The sequence below is a fragment of the Pseudomonas sp. 9Ag genome, assembly GCF_902506445.1.
In the GTDB taxonomy this organism is placed as follows: Bacteria; Pseudomonadota; Gammaproteobacteria; order Pseudomonadales; family Pseudomonadaceae; genus Stutzerimonas; species Stutzerimonas stutzeri_AB.
Genome location: NZ_LR733836.1, coordinates 1,810,201 through 1,825,861, shown reverse-complemented (window position 1 = coordinate 1,825,861; position 15,661 = coordinate 1,810,201). Strand labels below are relative to the sequence as shown.

At 61.2% G+C, this 15,661-nt stretch carries 15 protein-coding genes; 11 read left to right on the top strand and 4 right to left on the bottom strand.

Going from position 1 to position 15,661, the window contains the following annotated elements; translation table 11 throughout:
- Nucleotides 1-24 precede the first annotated feature (24 nt).
- Nucleotides 25-1,194: a DUF1615 domain-containing protein gene (locus ALTERO38_RS08000; protein ID WP_256663818.1), complete on the bottom strand. Its 1,170-nt coding sequence runs from the start codon at nucleotides 1,192-1,194 to the stop codon at nucleotides 25-27.
- Nucleotides 1,195-1,359: 165 nt separating this feature from the next.
- Here ALTERO38_RS08000 and ALTERO38_RS07995 point away from each other — a divergent pair, with 165 nt between their 5' ends.
- Entirely contained in the window at nucleotides 1,360-2,322 is a 963-nt protein-coding gene (locus ALTERO38_RS07995; protein WP_159967939.1) for a hypothetical protein, read from the top strand.
- A gap of 118 nt (nucleotides 2,323-2,440) precedes the next feature.
- Nucleotides 2,441-3,319, top strand: a complete 879-nt coding sequence (locus tag ALTERO38_RS07990) for an AraC family transcriptional regulator (RefSeq protein WP_159967937.1) — start codon at nucleotides 2,441-2,443, stop codon at nucleotides 3,317-3,319.
- On the opposite strand, the gene ALTERO38_RS07985 is transcribed toward ALTERO38_RS07990, so the two are convergent.
- From ALTERO38_RS07985 to ALTERO38_RS07975, 3 genes are all read right to left on the bottom strand, one after another.
- Nucleotides 3,301-3,888: a LysE family translocator gene (locus tag ALTERO38_RS07985; RefSeq protein WP_159967935.1), complete on the bottom strand. Its 588-nt coding sequence runs from the start codon at nucleotides 3,886-3,888 to the stop codon at nucleotides 3,301-3,303. The two genes, ALTERO38_RS07990 and ALTERO38_RS07985, sit on opposite strands and share 19 nt — an antisense overlap.
- An 87-nt stretch (nucleotides 3,889-3,975) precedes the next feature.
- Nucleotides 3,976-4,617 (bottom strand): DUF1109 domain-containing protein, encoded by a 642-nt coding sequence (locus ALTERO38_RS07980; protein ID WP_159967933.1) that lies wholly within the window; start codon nucleotides 4,615-4,617, stop codon nucleotides 3,976-3,978.
- On the bottom strand, nucleotides 4,614-5,180 hold the full coding sequence (locus ALTERO38_RS07975; protein ID WP_159967931.1) for a sigma-70 family RNA polymerase sigma factor: 567 nt from the start codon (nucleotides 5,178-5,180) through the stop codon (nucleotides 4,614-4,616). Before ALTERO38_RS07975 ends, ALTERO38_RS07980 begins: the two co-directional genes overlap by 4 nt.
- A 219-nt stretch (nucleotides 5,181-5,399) precedes the next feature.
- On the opposite strand from ALTERO38_RS07975, the gene ALTERO38_RS07970 reads away from it, so the two are divergent.
- The 9 genes from ALTERO38_RS07970 (at nucleotide 5,400) to ALTERO38_RS07930 (ending at nucleotide 15,466) form a co-directional block, all read left to right on the top strand.
- The gene (locus ALTERO38_RS07970; RefSeq protein WP_159969662.1) at nucleotides 5,400-5,672 is read left to right on the top strand and encodes a DUF2282 domain-containing protein; all 273 of its coding nucleotides are present in this window, start codon (nucleotides 5,400-5,402) and stop codon (nucleotides 5,670-5,672) included.
- 19 nt (nucleotides 5,673-5,691) lie between these two features.
- Nucleotides 5,692-6,537: a DUF692 domain-containing protein gene (locus tag ALTERO38_RS07965; protein ID WP_372239406.1), complete on the top strand. Its 846-nt coding sequence runs from the start codon at nucleotides 5,692-5,694 to the stop codon at nucleotides 6,535-6,537.
- Nucleotides 6,518-7,297, top strand: coding sequence for a DNA-binding domain-containing protein (locus ALTERO38_RS07960; protein WP_159967926.1), 780 nt, complete (start codon nucleotides 6,518-6,520; stop codon nucleotides 7,295-7,297). The genes ALTERO38_RS07965 and ALTERO38_RS07960 overlap by 20 nt, the downstream gene beginning before the upstream one ends.
- 21 nt (nucleotides 7,298-7,318) lie before the next feature.
- Complete coding sequence (locus ALTERO38_RS07955; protein WP_159967924.1) at nucleotides 7,319-7,792, top strand: DoxX family protein; 474 nt, start codon at nucleotides 7,319-7,321, stop codon at nucleotides 7,790-7,792.
- Between the two features lie 124 nt (nucleotides 7,793-7,916).
- Nucleotides 7,917-8,585: an HAD family phosphatase gene (locus ALTERO38_RS07950; RefSeq protein WP_159967923.1), complete on the top strand. Its 669-nt coding sequence runs from the start codon at nucleotides 7,917-7,919 to the stop codon at nucleotides 8,583-8,585.
- Nucleotides 8,586-8,683: 98 nt separating this feature from the next.
- A complete protein-coding gene (locus ALTERO38_RS07945; RefSeq protein WP_102836422.1) occupies nucleotides 8,684-9,946 on the top strand; it encodes a DUF2254 domain-containing protein in 1,263 nt (420 codons plus the stop codon).
- A 285-nt stretch (nucleotides 9,947-10,231) separates the two neighbouring features.
- On the top strand, nucleotides 10,232-11,641 hold the full coding sequence (locus ALTERO38_RS07940; protein ID WP_102836372.1) for a DegQ family serine endoprotease: 1,410 nt from the start codon (nucleotides 10,232-10,234) through the stop codon (nucleotides 11,639-11,641).
- Nucleotides 11,642-11,799: 158 nt separating this feature from the next.
- Complete coding sequence (locus tag ALTERO38_RS07935; protein ID WP_102836373.1) at nucleotides 11,800-12,150, top strand: hypothetical protein; 351 nt, start codon at nucleotides 11,800-11,802, stop codon at nucleotides 12,148-12,150.
- Nucleotides 12,151-12,388: 238 nt separating this feature from the next.
- Nucleotides 12,389-15,466 carry an ATP-binding protein gene (locus ALTERO38_RS07930; protein ID WP_159967921.1) on the top strand — a complete coding sequence of 1,026 codons (3,078 nt, stop codon included), beginning with the start codon at nucleotides 12,389-12,391 and terminating at the stop codon, nucleotides 15,464-15,466.
- Nucleotides 15,467-15,661 lie beyond the last annotated feature (195 nt).

The following is a 15,661-nucleotide window of genomic DNA, read 5'->3' as shown; positions in this document are numbered from 1 at the left end:
GGTGCCGGTAACAAAATGTTCCCGCTAGCTGCCGGCGCGTTTCATACAGGCCAGATGGCGGTCGTTGACCCGATTGGCAAACCAGGCAGTCGTCAGGTTGCGAGTGATTTTCGGGCTTTCCAGCCGAATGCCGGGAAGCACGGCGCGGGGAAGGGGTTTTCCGGCGCGTTTTTCGGCTAGTGCGAACACTCGTTCATACAAGGTAGTTTTCTCGAATCCGTGTGTGTCGCCGCGTTCAAGGGCGTTGCGGATCGCCGTCTCGCTCATGTCGAGCTTGCCCGCCAGCGAGCGAACCGCACGTTCGGTCTGGCCGGCTTTGCTGCTTCCATGAATGATCAGGTCGCCATCGATGGCCAGCTTGATGCCACTGGCGCGGCTGACTGCAGCCTGAAATGCGGCGTTGCGGCTGGCATACCAGCCGGCGTTGAAGTCTGCGAAGCGGTACAGCGGCTGTGTGTAGCTGGCGGGGTAATCCAACAGATGTGCGATGCCGAAGTACATGCCACCGCGGCGCGTGAACACCTCATCCCGGATAGAGCCTTCCCGGCGGTAGGGATAGTCACGTGCGCGGTCTTCAGCGAACGCGATGCTGACTTGCATCGGGCCGCCGGTCTTGACCGGATTCAATGTGCCGAACAATTGCTTGCCGAGCGGCATGATCCCAAGGAAATCGTCAAAGATCGCGCTTAGCTGTTCTTCAGTGCGCACCGCTGCAAGGCGCTGGGTGTATGTCTTGCCATTGGGTGATTGAACGTCCAGAGCCGCGTCGACAATGAAGCGGGGAACATGCAATCGGGACGCGCGGCGGTAGATCTCTTCACGGGCGATTTTGGCCAGGCCTGGGACCGGCGGCGTCGCTTGGAAAGTGGATTCCTGCACCGTGACGGCCAGGACAGCGCAGAGGTTTTCATTGGTCGGCGGGATCGCCAACGCATCGAAGGCAGCGTAGATGTCGGTGGCCCAGCCCTGGCGATTCGGGATGGTGCTGGGAATCAGCCGAACGATCTTGGCGCGGACTTCGTCCGGACGAGGCGCTGGGATCTCAGGTTTTTGCGTGCCGCAGCCGGCCAGGCCAGCCAGCAAGGCGCCCGCCGCAGTAAGGGCGAGCCGGCGCTTGGCCCAGGTAGAAAGGGTCGAGGTAGGCGCGTGCGAGTCGGCAACCGAGGCCGGCCGTTTGGATAGCAGAAAAATCATGCGGTCCCATCTGAATACGTGGTGCAGGTTCGGACAGTAAAACAGACGCAGCCGTTCTGCCGCAGCTGATGCGATCGCTGGTGAACTTGAGTGGTGCGTGCTGTCCGAAACCAGACGAGCCCCCGGCGAGCTGGTGGCGCCAACCTGAGACGAGCACCTTACCTCATGAGCGAATCGCACTTCGACGTTCGGCGACTCGAACGCTACGACAGCACCACCCGTGAATACCTGCTGGCCATCATCACCGATGAGGACCACGCCTCCCAGGTTGAACTGGACTGCGGCCAGATCGGCTGGCAATCGACCCTGCGCCATGACCGGCTGCACCGTGACATCGACCCGCAAACGGGCAAGCCACACTACCGGTTTGAGGATATTCCAGAGCACGAAGGTGGTGAGTTCCAGCTGGTAAGTCTCATCGCCGAGGGCGGGCGCGGCGCCGAGTTTTCAGAGCTGGCCATGTTCGGCAAACGCTTGGTGACCTTCGACGACCGCACCGGTTTGGTCTGTGAGATACGCGACCAGAATCAGTTGGTGCCCCGAAACATTCTCATGACCGGCAGCGGCGACGAGGCCTTCAAGGGCTTCAAGGCGGAGTGGGCAACGCTCTACAACGATCAGCTGGTCGTCGGGAGCCACGGCAAGAACGCCGCCGAGGAGTGGATAAAGCTGCTTGACCGGCATTACGCCGTGCAGAGCGTGGACTGGTCGGGTCGCTATCAACGCATCCGCGATGCGCTCGGCGTCGGGCCAGACGGCTATGTGATTCACGAGGCGGCCGAGTGGCATCCTTATCGCCGCGAATGGCTGTTCTTTCCGCGCAAAATCTCGACTGAGCCCTTCGACGAGGCGGTAGATGGGCGGGAGCGCGGGGCCAATACCTTGATTATCGCCAATGAGGATTTCAGCCAGATCCGAACCCTGGAAGTCGGTCAGCGTATTCCTGAACGGGGCATCTCCTCGTTCAAGATCCTGCCGGGCCATCCCAACGAATGCATTGGCCTGAAAAGCGTCGAAATCGGTGATCGAACCGAGAGCTATCTGTTCTGCTTCAACCTCGACGGCGAGGTGCTTCTGGACGATATCTTCATCGGTGATTACAAATGCGAGGGTCTGGAAATTCTTTGATGACCGTTCTTGTTGCCTAGACGATCATTGCTCGCCATGCCGAAACACAGCGGGTTGCCCAACACAGGCGCGGTTTTCGGCTACGCTGAGGCTCCCTGGCGTCGTTACAGACTCGAACATGCATCAGCACATCCCCGCGCAATCTCGTTCAGCTTCCGGGTCCAGCTTCTGGCGCGACGCGGCACTGCCGTTCATCGAGTCGCGCAGCGTGGAAGATGGTCGCCGCGTCTGTTATGCACGGCACAGTCACGAAACCTTTTCCATCGGCTTGATCGACAGCGGCGCCAGTACCTATATCAACGGCGATCATCAGTGCCGGATCGAGGCCGGCACGCTGGTGCTGATGAACCCCGGCGACGTACATGCCTGCAATCCGATCCAGAACCAGCCGTGGGCGTATCGCATGCTCTATGTCGAGCCCCGATGGCTGAGCGAACTGCAGGACGCCTTGGGCATGGATGGCGCAGGTTTTCGCCGCTTCGCCCCGATAATGACGCGCGACCCGCTGCTGCAGGCTGGTTTTCGCCGTTTTCATGCGGTACTCATCGACGACAATGCCGACTTGCTGCAAAAGGAGACGGGCGCCGTAGCGTTCTTCTCCCAGCTGCACGAGCGATTGGGACTCGACGTTGAGGTTCCAGTGAGAGATCTGAAACTGCAGCGCGCCGCTGAATACATTGCGGACAATTATCAGCGCTCCCTCAAGCTGCACGAGATCAGCCTGATTGCGGGCGTCTCACCGTCGAGTCTCATCCGCGCTTTCAAAAAACATTTCGGGATGACCCCTCATGCGTATCTGACCAACCGGCGCGTGCAGTTCGCGCGCGCCGAACTGCGGCGCGGCCGGCCTATCTCGGATGTGGCGCTGGCTGCGGGGTTTGCCGACCAGGCGCACCTGCAGCGCGCCTTCAAGCAACTGCTGGCCGCCACGCCCGGGCACTATCGAACAGGGAATCGAAACGTGCGCCACAACATCCGTCAGGTCAGCAGCAAGTAAGTCGCGCAGGCGGTCAGTAGCGCTGCCATCAGTCGATTGAACAGCCGTACTCGTGCGGGCTCGTTAAGGTAGTGCCGCAGGAAGGTGCCGGCGTACGCCCAGCAGGCTACTGAGGCATAGCAAATCACGAAATAGACCGCGGCGAAGCGCCATACCGAAGGCGCATCGCCGGCCGCAGCGAACAAGCCCATTCCCGCGACCGAAGCCAGCCAGGCCTTGGGATTGAGCCACTGCATCGCTGCGCCATACAGCATCGTCGGCGGGACCACAGGTTTGTCTGCATTCAGACGACCGTCGTCTGCCGCCAGCCGAAACGCCATGTACAGCAGGAACGCCACGCCAGCCAGCCTGATCGATTCCGTCAGCCAGGGCCAATGATCGAGCACTTGGTTCAGGCCCAGCCCGATCAGCAACAGCAACAGCGTGAAGCCAAGGGTCGCGCCGCTGACGTGGCGCATGGCTGGGCGCAAGCCGAACTGCGCGCCGGCGCTGAGCGCAACGATATTGACCGGGCCGGGTGATATCGAGGATGCCAGCGCGAAGGCGGCCATAGATAGTAAAAGACTCATCGAAAACTCCTGAACCTACGCTTGAACACCAGCGCGACGATAGGAGCGGACACAACCGCAGTATTGAAGAAAATGCGCGTTGTACGTTTACCAACGCAACAGTCGTGGGCCGAGGAGGGCGCCGACGGCGGTGGGGATGAGCATGCCAAGCACATACCAGACGGCCCAGAAGGCGACACTCATCTCCGGGCAATGCAGGCTGTAGGCAAGTGTTGCCATCGAACCGGCCAACAACCCGCCAGCTGCGCCGGCGAGACGCAGCCGGGTCGGCGCGAAACCACGGATCGCCCAGAACACGCAGGCGAACGTGGGAATCGACAGCAGCGCGATGTTCAGCGGGCAGACTCGCCAGGTTTCACCGAATATCAGTGCCCACCGGCTATTGGCCGAAACGCTGAACAATAGGCCCAATGCTGCGAGCCAAACCGCTATCACCGGCACTGCGACTGTGGCCCAGCCATTACCAACAGGCGCTCCTGGTCTGGCGAGCCGCGTGGTTACCAGCAAAGCGCCGGCGAGCAGGCTTGCCGGTAGCGCCAGCTTGGCCCAGAACAACGGTGTCGTCGCGACTTGGCCGATGTCCGGGCGAATACCGAAAACCGTCAGTAACAGCAGCAATGCCAGCACCAGGCCGATCACCAGGGCTTTACCAAAGCGTCGCGCGACGATCTGCCGATCCACGGGCGGTGCGTGGTTGGCGAGCATGTTGATCAGCTCGTCGGTCTTCATCGATGTCCTCCAATCAGGGCGGCCAGCGCTTTCAGGCCGCGGTGAACGCCCACCTTGACTGCTGATGCCGAAAGCCCGGTGCGTCGAGCGGTTTCTTCCACCGAAAGCCCCTGCAATTTGACGTGAAGAATGGGCAAGCGTTGCTTGTCCGGGAGTTGTTCGAGCAGTCGGGCCAGATCCCGCTGCGCTTGCTGGGCCTGGTGGTCTTCGTCGGCCAGCAGCTCTGCCTGGTCGCTCAATGAATCGTTCAAGGCATCGTGCCTTGCATGGGCTCGAAAATGGTCCATCAGTTTGTAACGCGCTATCGCCTGTACCCAGGCGGTCACCGGTTGCTCGCGGCGATAGGTATGCCGCGCGTTGTGCACCGCCAGCAGGGCTTCCTGCAACAGGTCTTCGACCTCCGGCGATTGCAGTCGGCGCCTGAGGAAGCTGCGCAGATGCGCGCCGAGCAGCGTCAAGAATTGCCGATAGGCCTCATCGTCGCCGTCCAGCCCCAGCAGTAACAGCTGTTGCAGGTGGGCTTCGCGTGCCTTGAGCGCCTCATGACTGGTAGTTCGTTGCATCGGTCGCTCTGGTTACACGGAAGGAAAAAAATCGATGCTGTGCGCCCGTTGCATCCAACCCACGGCAGGGTGGCGGCGCGCCGCTACGGTAGGACGAGATGGAAGAAATCTCAAAAATAAATTTCTTGCTCCCGCTGTAACCGAGTGACCGAAAAGGGCGAATTACTGGTCGAGCTGCCAGTAAACCACTGTCAGCAACACAGACTGGAGAAACATCAAATGAATAATCTCGCCCTTGCTGCAGCAGCCGTTGCCCTTGCATCCATCGCCGCCGGCGCCACGGCTGCTGAAAAAACCGAAGGCGCCATGGAGAAATGCTACGGCGTCGCGCTCGCCGGCCAAAACGATTGCAAAGCCGGTGCCGGCACCAGCTGCGCCGGCAGCTCGAAAGTGGATTACCAGGGCAATGCCTGGAAAAAAGTACCGGCCGGTACTTGCATTGAAATCAAGACGCCCGAAGGCATGGGCTCGCTGACGCCGATCGAGTCCTGACAGGAGCCGCCGCATGAGCATGTCAGTTCTGGGAGCAGGTGTTGGCTTGAAGCCCGAGCATTACGAGCCGGCGTACGACTGTGCCGCGCCGGGCCTCTGGTTCGAAGTGCATCCGGAAAACTACATGCTCGGCGGCGGCCCCCGTCTGGCCTGGTTGGACGCCATCGGCGAGCGTCATCCGCTTTCGTTGCATGGCGTATCACTGTCACTGGCTGCCGATTGCCCGCCGGACGAATCCCATCTGCAAGGCCTCAGATCATTGATCGAGCGGGTTCGGCCGGCATTGGTGTCCGAACACCTGGCCTGGTCTGCCTGGCGAGGTCAGTACAACCCCGACCTGTTGCCTTTTCCGCGAACCGAGGCGGCTCTGGCTCGAATCGTCGATAACATCCAGCGCACCCAGGAGGTGCTGGGTCGGCAGATCGCAGTGGAAAACCCCAGCTACTACGTGTGCCTCGAGGGACATGAGTGGGATGAAATCGAGTTTCTGGCTGAGCTGGCCCGTCGCAGCGGCTGCGGCCTGTTGCTGGACGTCAATAACGTACACGTCAGCGCTCACAATCTCGGCTTCGATGCTGCTGCATATATCGATCGTTTTCCCGCTGAAGCTGTACTGGAGGTGCATCTGGCCGGGCATAGGCAGGACAGCTCCGCGCATTCAGGGCTGTTGATCGATTCGCACGACGCGCCGATAGCGGCCGCCGTCTGGTCGCTCTATGACCGATTGATCGAGCGTATCGGCACACGACCCACATTGATCGAACGTGATGACCAGCTGCCAACCTTCGCCGAGCTGCTGATCGAGCGCGACCATGCGCAGCGGCTGCTTGAGAAAAGGGGGCGACATGACGCTCACGCTTGCTGATTTTCAGGATGGCTTGGCTGAAGCGCTATGGACCGACGAACCCATGGGCCCTGGTCCTTCTGCTGCCAATCCCCCCACTGACTGGCTGGCGAGGCTGGCGGCGCAACCAGGGTTCGCGGTCTACCGCAACACCGTGCTGAAGGGGTGCGTCGATGCGCTGCGGGCGAACTTCCCGACGGTCGAGCGGCTGGTGGGTGCCGAGTGGATGAGTGCGGCAGCGCGCGTGTTTGCACAGCAGTGCCCTCCGACCCAACCGCAGTTGGTTCGCTATGGCGAGCGCTTTGCAGACTTTCTTGAACGGTTCGAACCTGCCCGCGACTTGCCGTACATCGCCGAGGTCGCGCGCCTCGATCAGCTGTGGCTTTTAGCCTTTGCCGCGCCGGAACATCCCCGACTTGGATTGCATACGCTGAGTTCGATGGCGCCGGCGCAACTCGCCGAACTGCGTCTGCGACCCAGCGCAGCGGCGCACTGGCACTGGTCCGGTATGCCGGCCTTCACGCTGTGGCGTTGCAACCGCGAAGGCGCCGAGCTGCCCGATCCGTTGGTCTGGCAGGGCGAGGGCACATTGCTCTGCAGGCGAGACAACCGGGTCGTCTGGCAGCCCCTGAGTCTTGGCGGTTGCGCCTTTCTCGACGCCTGTGCCGATGGCCATACCCTTGCCAGCGCATCGGACCTCGCGCTCGAGGCCCAGCCCGCGCTGGATTTCAATGCGTTGCTGGCGGGTCTGTTTGCCGCCCAAGTCTTCGCCGCCGAGTGATAACCCACTGGAGTAACCGACATGCACATCTTGCACAGGAACCCAGCCAGCCCGACATCGAGCCCGTTGCAGCACTGGAATCGACTCGCCTTATGGCTGCAGCACCACGTCAGCGACTCGACGTTGAGCCTGGTGGCGCGGCTGGCCATCGCCGCGGTGTTTTTCTATTCGGGGCGAACCAAGGTCAGCGGATTTCTCACGATCAAACCCAGCACCTTCAACCTGTTCGAAACCGAGTACGCGCTTCCGCTGTTGTCGCCTCAGCTGGCGGCGCATCTGGCCACTTATGCCGAGCATCTGTTTCCGCTTCTGCTGGTGATCGGGCTCTTTACGCGGCTATCAGCGTTGGCCCTGCTGGGCATGACGCTGGTGATCCAGGTCTTCGTATACCCCGATGCCTGGCCCACGCACCTGACCTGGATCGGGCTGATGCTGGTTGTTATCGGACGCGGTGCCGGGCATTGGTCCGCAGACCGGATGTTGGGCATTCGCTGAGGCGGCGTGGTTGAACGGTCGCGTTAATGTTGCGGGCTAAACTCAACGCTGCCGGTGCAGTCCAAGCCGCTGTCTCCACACCGGAGTCGCCGCGCCTTTCTGCGCATCAATCACGGGAGATTCGATGGCCTCTATCGACTTGCTGATCAGCGACTGTGACGGTGTCATCGTCGACAGCGAAATCATCAGCCACCGCGTGCTGTTCGAGGCGTTGAGCCTGCATGTTCCGGCCGAGCAACTGCACGCCGCTTTGGAGGGCACGTTCGGTCTGACCGTCCCCAGCATCATCGATCTGATCGAAAAGCGCTTCGGCCTGGCCATGCCCGAAACCTTCGATGCCGATCTGCGTCGGCAGAGTGAGAAGGTCGTGGCGGAAGAAGTCCAGGCAATTCCCGGCGTGCGCAAGGCGCTGCTGGCAATCAAGCTGCCGCTGGCAGTAGCTTCGAACAGCCGTTTGCATAACGTTCAATCATCGTTACAGCGTGCGGGCCTGGTCGAGCGGGTGGCCGGCAACATCTTCTGCGCTGAAATGGTCCGCTCACCCAAACCGGCGCCCGACGTCTACCTGCTCGCGGCCGAACGCATGGGCGTCGCGCCTGGCCATTGCCTTGTCGTCGAAGACAGCCCGACCGGCGTGCTGGCCGCGCGAACAGCCGGGATGCAGGTAATCGGCTTTACCGGTGCCAGCCACATCCCCGCCGGGCATGATCAGGCGCTACGGGAGTTTGGCGTGGCCGCGGTAATCAATGACATGCGCGACCTGCCTGCAGCGGTAGAGGCACTGGCCCGCTAAGCACTGATGAACGTGACGGCGTGAAGAAACCGGCGAACCTGCGCAACGGTCCTTCAGCGCGCTTGTCTGTACTGAAACGGACGGATTGCGAGCAAGACATGGTCGAGCGTTGGAAGTGGTTTCTCATCCGCATCAGCAAGCGGCCCTGGTTTAGAGCCAGCCTGTATTCGGTCCTGGGAATAGCCACTGCGCTGGTGGCGCTGGTGGTGGCTCCCTACATTCCGGATGACCTGTCGACGAAGATCGGTTCCGATGCCGTCGACAACATCCTCGGTGTCCTGGCGTCCAGCATGCTCGCGGTCACCACCTTTTCCCTGAGCATTATGGTGGCGGCATATGGCTCCGCAACGAACAATGTCACGCCACGTGCCACTTCTCTGCTGGTAGAAGACCCCACCACGCAGAACACCCTCTCCACCTTTATTGGTTCATTCATTTTCAGTCTTGTTGGCATTATCGCGTTGAGTACCGGGCTATACGGCGAAAATGGCCGCGTGGTGCTGTTCGCGGCGACGATCATCGTGGTCATCCTGGTGCTCTACGCGCTGTTGCGCTGGATCGATCAGTTGTCCGGGCTCGGCCGAGTCGCCGAAACAACGGCCCGTGTCGAGAAAGCTGCTACCCAGGCGCTGTGCCAGCGGATGGAGCAACCATTTCTGGGCGGTCGTCCGCTGGAAGTCGATCCGAAAGTATTGCCGGGCGCGCGTCCGTTGTTCTCGGACAAGATCGGCTTCGTTCAGCACATCGACATGCCCGCCTTGGGCGAACTGACCAAGAAGGAAGGCTGTGCAGTCTATGTTTGTGCACTTCCTGGGATCTTCGTAGAGCCGTCGCAGCCGATCGCCTGGTCGGTGGGGATCGATAAAGAATGTGACAGCGCGCTATGCGATGCCTTCGTCGTCGGCTCACAGCGAACCTTCGACCGAGATCCACGCTACGGCATTATCGTCATGGCAGAGGTCGCCTCGCGTGCGCTGTCGCCTGCCATGAACGACCAGGGCACCGCAGTCGATGTGATTGGCCGAGGCGTTCGCGTACTGTCGCACCTGTCCAGGCCGACCCCGCCGGAAGACCCTAAGTTCGACCGGGTATTCGCGCCGGGACTGAGCGTAGCGGACATGCTCGACGATTTCTTCACGCCCATTGCGCGTGACGGTGCGGCGGTGGTCGAAGTGGGCATTCGATTGCAGCAGGCATTGGCATCGCTCGGGCGCCTTGGCGACGCGGCTATCACACTCGCAGCGAACCATCACGCCCATTCGGCGCTCAAACGCGCGGAGGCAGGGCTGTCGTTGCCAGATGACTATCAGCGGGTACGCCAGGCAGCACAGGAGATAGGGCTGCTCGACGTTTCGGGCTAGTAGGTCAGCCGACCCTAGGTGTTATGGCCCCGCTGGGCGTTGTTTGTAAAACCTTACTTTTCCTTTACGCCCGCTACACACCAAGCTGACTGTCTTACGCGTACAGTCTGGTTCAGGCCGACGGAACAGCCAGCTCCTTTGGGTGGGTTTGCCGCAACCCGGCTGTCAGCTTAGAGTCAGCCATTGTGCATGCGGCAACCCGCTGCTTTTTTTGACCAGGATCGGCTGTGGCGCGAGACCGGTCGTTTTCAACCCCATTTTTTCATCGTGGAGAGACCCGTCACTATGATTCTTCGTAGAAACTTCCTGGCTGCCGTGGCCGGCGTAGCGCTGTTTGGGCAGACGCTCATGGCCCACGCTGACCTGCCGGACTTCACGCCTCTGGTGGAGGATGCTTCGCCCGCGGTGGTGAACATCAGCACCAAGCAGAAACAACCGATGCGCGGCAACGCGCAGGCACAAATGCCTGATCTTGAGGGCATCCCGCCTATGTTCCGCGAGTTTTTCGAACGTGGAATGCCTCAGCAACCCGAGCGTCGCCGTGAAGCTCAGTCGCTGGGTTCGGGCTTCATCATTTCCGAAGACGGCTATGTTCTGACCAACAACCACGTTGTCGCCGACGCGGACGAGATCATGGTGCGCCTGCCGGATCGCAGCGAGATGCAAGCCAAGCTGGTGGGTGCTGACCCGCGCAGCGACGTGGCCTTGCTGAAAATCGAAGGTGACGGCCTGCCGACTGTCAAGATTGGCAGCTCCGAAGAGTTGAAAGCAGGGGAGTGGGTGGTCGCGATTGGCTCGCCCTTCGGTTTCGACCATACGGTGACTGCAGGCGTGGTCAGCGCCAAAGGTCGCAGCCTGCCGAACGAGAGCTACGTGCCTTTCATCCAGACCGACGTGGCAATCAACCCAGGTAACTCCGGCGGCCCGCTGTTCAACCTTGAAGGCGAAGTCGTAGGCATCAACTCGCAGATCTTCACCCGCTCCGGTGGTTTCATGGGGCTGTCGTTTGCCATCCCGATTGACGTTGCCATGGACGTGGCCAACCAGCTGCGTGAAGACGGCAAGGTCAGCCGCGGTTGGCTTGGCGTAGTCATCCAGGAAGTGAACAAGGACCTGGCCGAATCGTTCGGGCTTGATCGTCCCGCTGGTGCGCTCGTCGCACAAGTGATGGATGGCGGTCCGGCAGCCAAGGGTGGTTTGAAAGTTGGCGACGTGATTCTTAGCGTCAATGGCAACTCGATCGACATGTCTGGCGACCTGCCACATTTGGTTGGCGCAATGAAGCCGGGTAGCAAGGCCAAGCTCGAAGTGGTGCGTGATGGCAAGCGTCAGACGCTGAACATCGAAATTGGCGCGCTGCCGGAAGACGGTGACGTCGTCGCTTCGGCCGATGGCTCGGGCGCCAACACGCAGAGCGCCAATCGCCTCGGCGTTTCGGTAGCCGAACTGACCGATGCGCAGCGTCAGGCGCTGGAGATCTCCGGCGGCGTGGTGATTCGCGACATCAGCCAGGGCCCGGCAGCGATGATCGGCCTGCGCCCGGGTGACGTCATCACTCACCTGAACAACGAAGCGATCGATTCGGTCAAGCAGTTCACTAAGGTGGTCAAGGATCTGCCGAAGAACCGCTCTGTTTCGATGCGGGTACTGCGTGAAGGTCGCGCCAGTTTCATCACCTTCAAGCTGCCCAAGTAAGCGGTCATCAAGTAAGACCAGAAGGCCCGCCATGTGCGGGCCTTCTTGCATTAGAGAGGGATATCAGGGAGTGCAAGGCCAGGCTTCGCGGCGTTGGTCGCGAACTCCCCGGCCCGGTAGTGGCTCCATATGGTTTGAACCACGCTCTGGAGGTTTCCATGAATCCGTCCCTGACGCTGGGATTATTGCTAGTACCTGCGGTGGCCATGGCCGAGCCGCTGCATCTTGAACGTGAGCTGAATGACTTGCGTGTCGATGTCGAGGTCAGTGAGCTGGAGACAGATCCCGGCCCCGGAATCGAGTCCGGGTTGGTTCAGGTTCTGATCACCAATCACGAGCGCTTCAAAGTAGCGTGCCAGCTCCATCCCGGAGAAACCGAAGCCTCGCCTGGCCTGGATAGCACGCCCATCACCATCATCGCGCCGGAAGGGCGCCGAGCGCTCACGATGAGCGGCGAATACGGTGATTCAACATTGAATGCCTTGCTGACCTGCATCCGAGACGAATGACGTCGGGCACCCCGGCTGGGGTACTGCATGCCAGGGCACGCCCAGGGGGTAGATGGAACCTGTTTGGCACCCGGCATTCCAATTCAATGCGCGCCATCGACCGATCGCTTAAGCTAGCGCGCTGCGCGCCACGCTGTACCCGTTTCGGCAGAATATTTCGCGGCTGATCCGTCTGGGCGTCAAAGGACACGATATTTTGAATCACGCACCGGGAGCCAAATCGGGACGGTCGGTACCGTTGCGCAGCCGTCTGTTGACCATCGCATTGGCGGGAATCCTGCCGCTGGCCTTGGTCGCAGGGCTGGGTATGCTCTCGATCGTCTCCGAACAGACAGAACTGGCCAAGCAGCGCAGCCTTGAAGCGACACGCCTTGCCGCGACCGCCGTGGAAGTAGAGCTGAGCCGGTCGCTCAACGTGCTCCAGGCACTGTCGCAGTCGCCCTTACTGGATAACGGCGATATTGATGGCTTCGCCGATATGGTTCGCCGCGTGTTGCCCTCGGTCCCCAGCTGGTATGCCTTGCTGATCCTGAGTCCGGAAGGTGAGGTGCTAAGGCGGGTATCGCTGCACAATCCTCCAGCTTCCAGAACTATGGCCGAGCCGCGCAGCTTTACCGAGCTGATTCGAACGGGCAAACCGCAGGTCGGGAGCATGAGCCGGGGACCCGGCGGTATCTGGGGTGTCCCTCTGCGTGTACCGGTCCAGCAAGGCGATGTGGTTCAGTACGTATTGACCGCCGTGCTCAAGCCGCAAGCTGTGGCTGATGTGATTGCTAACCGCAGGCTGCCGACCGGTTGGGTCAACACAGTGCTGGATTCCAACGGAACGCGTATCGCGCGATCGCTGCATCACGAGCAGACGCTGGGCATGCCGGCTTCGGCTACGCTAGCGGCCATGCTGCAGGATAATTCCCGCGAAGAGGGCATCGGCCTCTCTACGACCATGGAAGGCAATTCGGTCTATACCTCGTTCGTGAGATTGCAGCCGTCCGGCTGGGTGGTGGCGACCGGGGTGCCCACCGAGGCTGTCGAAGCCGGGGCAACGCGGGCCTACACGCTTTACGGTGGTGGACTGCTGCTGTCGCTGGTGTTTGCGGTGGCCGCGGCACTGTTCGCAACTCGGCGAATCAACGTCCCGATGAGGCACTTGCGGCGCGCGGCTCAGGCTATCGGCCAGGGGCAGGCATTTCAGGCGCCCAAGAGCGAGATCGAAGAAATCCGCGAAGTCGGGCGCGCGCTGGAAAGTGCTGCGCAGGCGCGTCTGTCGAGCGAGGCCGAGCGTGACAACATGCTTTCGCGGCTGGAGCTGGCGCAGCAGGACCTGACGCAGCAGGTCAGCGACCTGGAGTTGCTACAGGATCTGAGTAATCGCCTGCTGCAGATGCCCGCGCTCGATGATCAGTTGCAGGCCATTCTCGATGCGCTTTGCACCCTTCACGGCGCCTCGCACGGGCTAGTGATGCTCAGCGATGGCTCGTCGCCGCTGCGCATCCATGCTTCGACGGGGTTTTCTGATGACTCGCTGACATTCATGGATAACCTTGAGCCCGGCTCAAGTCCCTGTGGCATGGCGGTAAAGGACGGGACGCGCGTGACCCTGGCCAGTACCGAGACCGAGCCACGCTTCGGCGATCTGGTAGCCATTTCGCGCAGCGAAGGCTTCCGCTCGGTGCACAGCACACCCATTCGGCACAGCGACAACAGTGTGCTCGGAACGATCACGGTGCACGGCCCAGTTCCTCGGCTACCCACCGCACGGGAGATTCGTCTGGCCGATCTCGCGGCCGGGATCGCCGCGGTGTTCATTGACCGAGCGCGGGCGCAGACCAAGGCAGGCATGTTCGAGCAGCGCCTGCAGGTAGCGCTCAACTCCTCCACCGTGCCCTTCGCAATCCTGTATCCCCAGCGGAACCCGGCGGGCGAGGTGGATGATTTCCGCTTCGACTTCATCAACCTTACTGGCGCGACCAGCTTGCGCGGAACAGTCGCCGAACTGACTGGGCGGCGGCTACGCGAGGTGCTTGGCGATGCTGCGAATCCGCAAGCCTTGGAAACTTTGTTGGAGGTGGCCCGGTTTCAGCAACCGTGCGATCTGGAACTCCGTAGCACGGCGTTCGAAAATGAGCGCTGGGTGCGGGTGATCGCGACGCCGTTCGATCAGCGCCTGGCCGTGTGGTTCGCTGACGTATCCCAGGCCAAGCAGCATGAGCAGGAGATCCGTGAATCTGCGCAGCGCAAGGATGAATTCCTTGCGACCTTGGCCCATGAGTTGCGCAACCCACTGGCGCCGATTCGCCTGGCTGCCGGGATTTTCGGCTCAGCAGCAGCAAGCGATGCGCAAAAGATCCGCAGCCAGCAGATCATCGAACGCCAGGTACGGCACATGGCGCTGCTGCTCGACGACCTGTTCGACATTTCCCGTATCACGCTTGGCAAGCTGGCCCTGCGCAAGGAGCAGCTGGATCTGCGGAATGTCATCGAGGCGGCTGTCGAGACTGCCAGGGAGAAAATTGAGGCGAAGCAACATGAGCTGATAGTGACGCTGCCGGCCACGCCTATCCTGCTGAACGCCGATCCGCTTCGTCTCGAGCAGATTCTGACCAACCTGCTCAACAATGCCGCGAAATTCACCCCCAATGGTGGTTGCATTCGCATCACGGCAGCTCGGGACGGCGAAACCGCCAAGGTCTCGGTCATTGATAACGGGGTGGGTATTGCACGTGAAAATCTCAGGTTGATATTCGAACGGTTCGCTCAGGTGCCGGTCGCCGGATCGCACATCAACTCCGGCCTCGGCATCGGGCTGGCATTGGCCAAAGGGCTGGCGAAGCTGCACGGAGCGGACCTGCGGGTGCGCAGCGTAGGGCTGGGTCACGGCTCGGAGTTCATCCTGACCCTGCCGGCGCTGCCTGCCTGTAGCATAGGCACGGACGATGACGTCAGCGAAAGCATCACCCTGAACAAAAGGCTCGTTCTTGTCGCGGACGACAACCGGGACATTGCCGAGACCATGGCCGAGATCTTGCGGCTGGAAGGGCACGAGGTGCACCTGGCGTTTGATGGCATCGAAGCCTTCGAGCGTTACCTGCAGCTCAAACCGGAGGTGGTTGTGCTGGACATTGGCATGCCCGGCCAGCGGGGTGACGAAGTGGCACGGGCGATCCGTGCTCATCCAGGCGGCGCCAGTGTGCGATTGATCGCCATCACTGGGTGGGGCCAGCCGAGCGATCGTGAGCAGGCTCTAGCCGCAGGCTTCGATATTCATATGACCAAGCCGGTCGACCTGCGTCGGTTGATCGCCGTAGTCGGCGGTTGAGGTTAGGCGAGGTTGAGGCAGGACTAGCTTCTGTCTCGCTACTGCGCTAGAAAAGAGCATCCGCTTGCAGCGCGCATAGACATTGAGCTGTGGCGGTGCAGTCTCAGGACCTGGCAAAGGGCTGACTGCAGCCGTGGCGTACCAGTGCTGAGTGGCGCGCATTGTGCTAGTGACAAGACTGCCGTGAGCACGTGT

Excerpts from the sequence above, each read along its gene's own strand:
- ALTERO38_RS07965 (WP_372239406.1), top strand. The coding sequence starts at position 5,692 with ATGTCAGTTCTGGGAGCAGGTGTTGGCTTGAAGCCCGAGCATTACGAG.
- ALTERO38_RS07955 (WP_159967924.1), top strand. The coding sequence starts at position 7,319 with ATGCACATCTTGCACAGGAACCCAGCCAGCCCGACATCGAGCCCGTTG.
- ALTERO38_RS07990 (WP_159967937.1), top strand. The coding sequence starts at position 2,441 with ATGCATCAGCACATCCCCGCGCAATCTCGTTCAGCTTCCGGGTCCAGC.
- ALTERO38_RS07970 (WP_159969662.1), top strand. The coding sequence starts at position 5,400 with ATGAATAATCTCGCCCTTGCTGCAGCAGCCGTTGCCCTTGCATCCATC.
- ALTERO38_RS07995 (WP_159967939.1), top strand. The coding sequence starts at position 1,360 with ATGAGCGAATCGCACTTCGACGTTCGGCGACTCGAACGCTACGACAGC.
- ALTERO38_RS07960 (WP_159967926.1), top strand. The coding sequence starts at position 6,518 with ATGACGCTCACGCTTGCTGATTTTCAGGATGGCTTGGCTGAAGCGCTA.
- ALTERO38_RS07980 (WP_159967933.1), bottom strand. The coding sequence starts at position 4,617 with ATGAAGACCGACGAGCTGATCAACATGCTCGCCAACCACGCACCGCCC.
- ALTERO38_RS07975 (WP_159967931.1), bottom strand. The coding sequence starts at position 5,180 with ATGCAACGAACTACCAGTCATGAGGCGCTCAAGGCACGCGAAGCCCAC.
- ALTERO38_RS07940 (WP_102836372.1), top strand. The coding sequence starts at position 10,232 with ATGATTCTTCGTAGAAACTTCCTGGCTGCCGTGGCCGGCGTAGCGCTG.
- ALTERO38_RS07935 (WP_102836373.1), top strand. The coding sequence starts at position 11,800 with ATGAATCCGTCCCTGACGCTGGGATTATTGCTAGTACCTGCGGTGGCC.
- ALTERO38_RS07945 (WP_102836422.1), top strand. The coding sequence starts at position 8,684 with ATGGTCGAGCGTTGGAAGTGGTTTCTCATCCGCATCAGCAAGCGGCCC.
- ALTERO38_RS07985 (WP_159967935.1), bottom strand. The coding sequence starts at position 3,888 with ATGAGTCTTTTACTATCTATGGCCGCCTTCGCGCTGGCATCCTCGATA.
- ALTERO38_RS07950 (WP_159967923.1), top strand. The coding sequence starts at position 7,917 with ATGGCCTCTATCGACTTGCTGATCAGCGACTGTGACGGTGTCATCGTC.
- ALTERO38_RS08000 (WP_256663818.1), bottom strand. The coding sequence starts at position 1,194 with ATGATTTTTCTGCTATCCAAACGGCCGGCCTCGGTTGCCGACTCGCAC.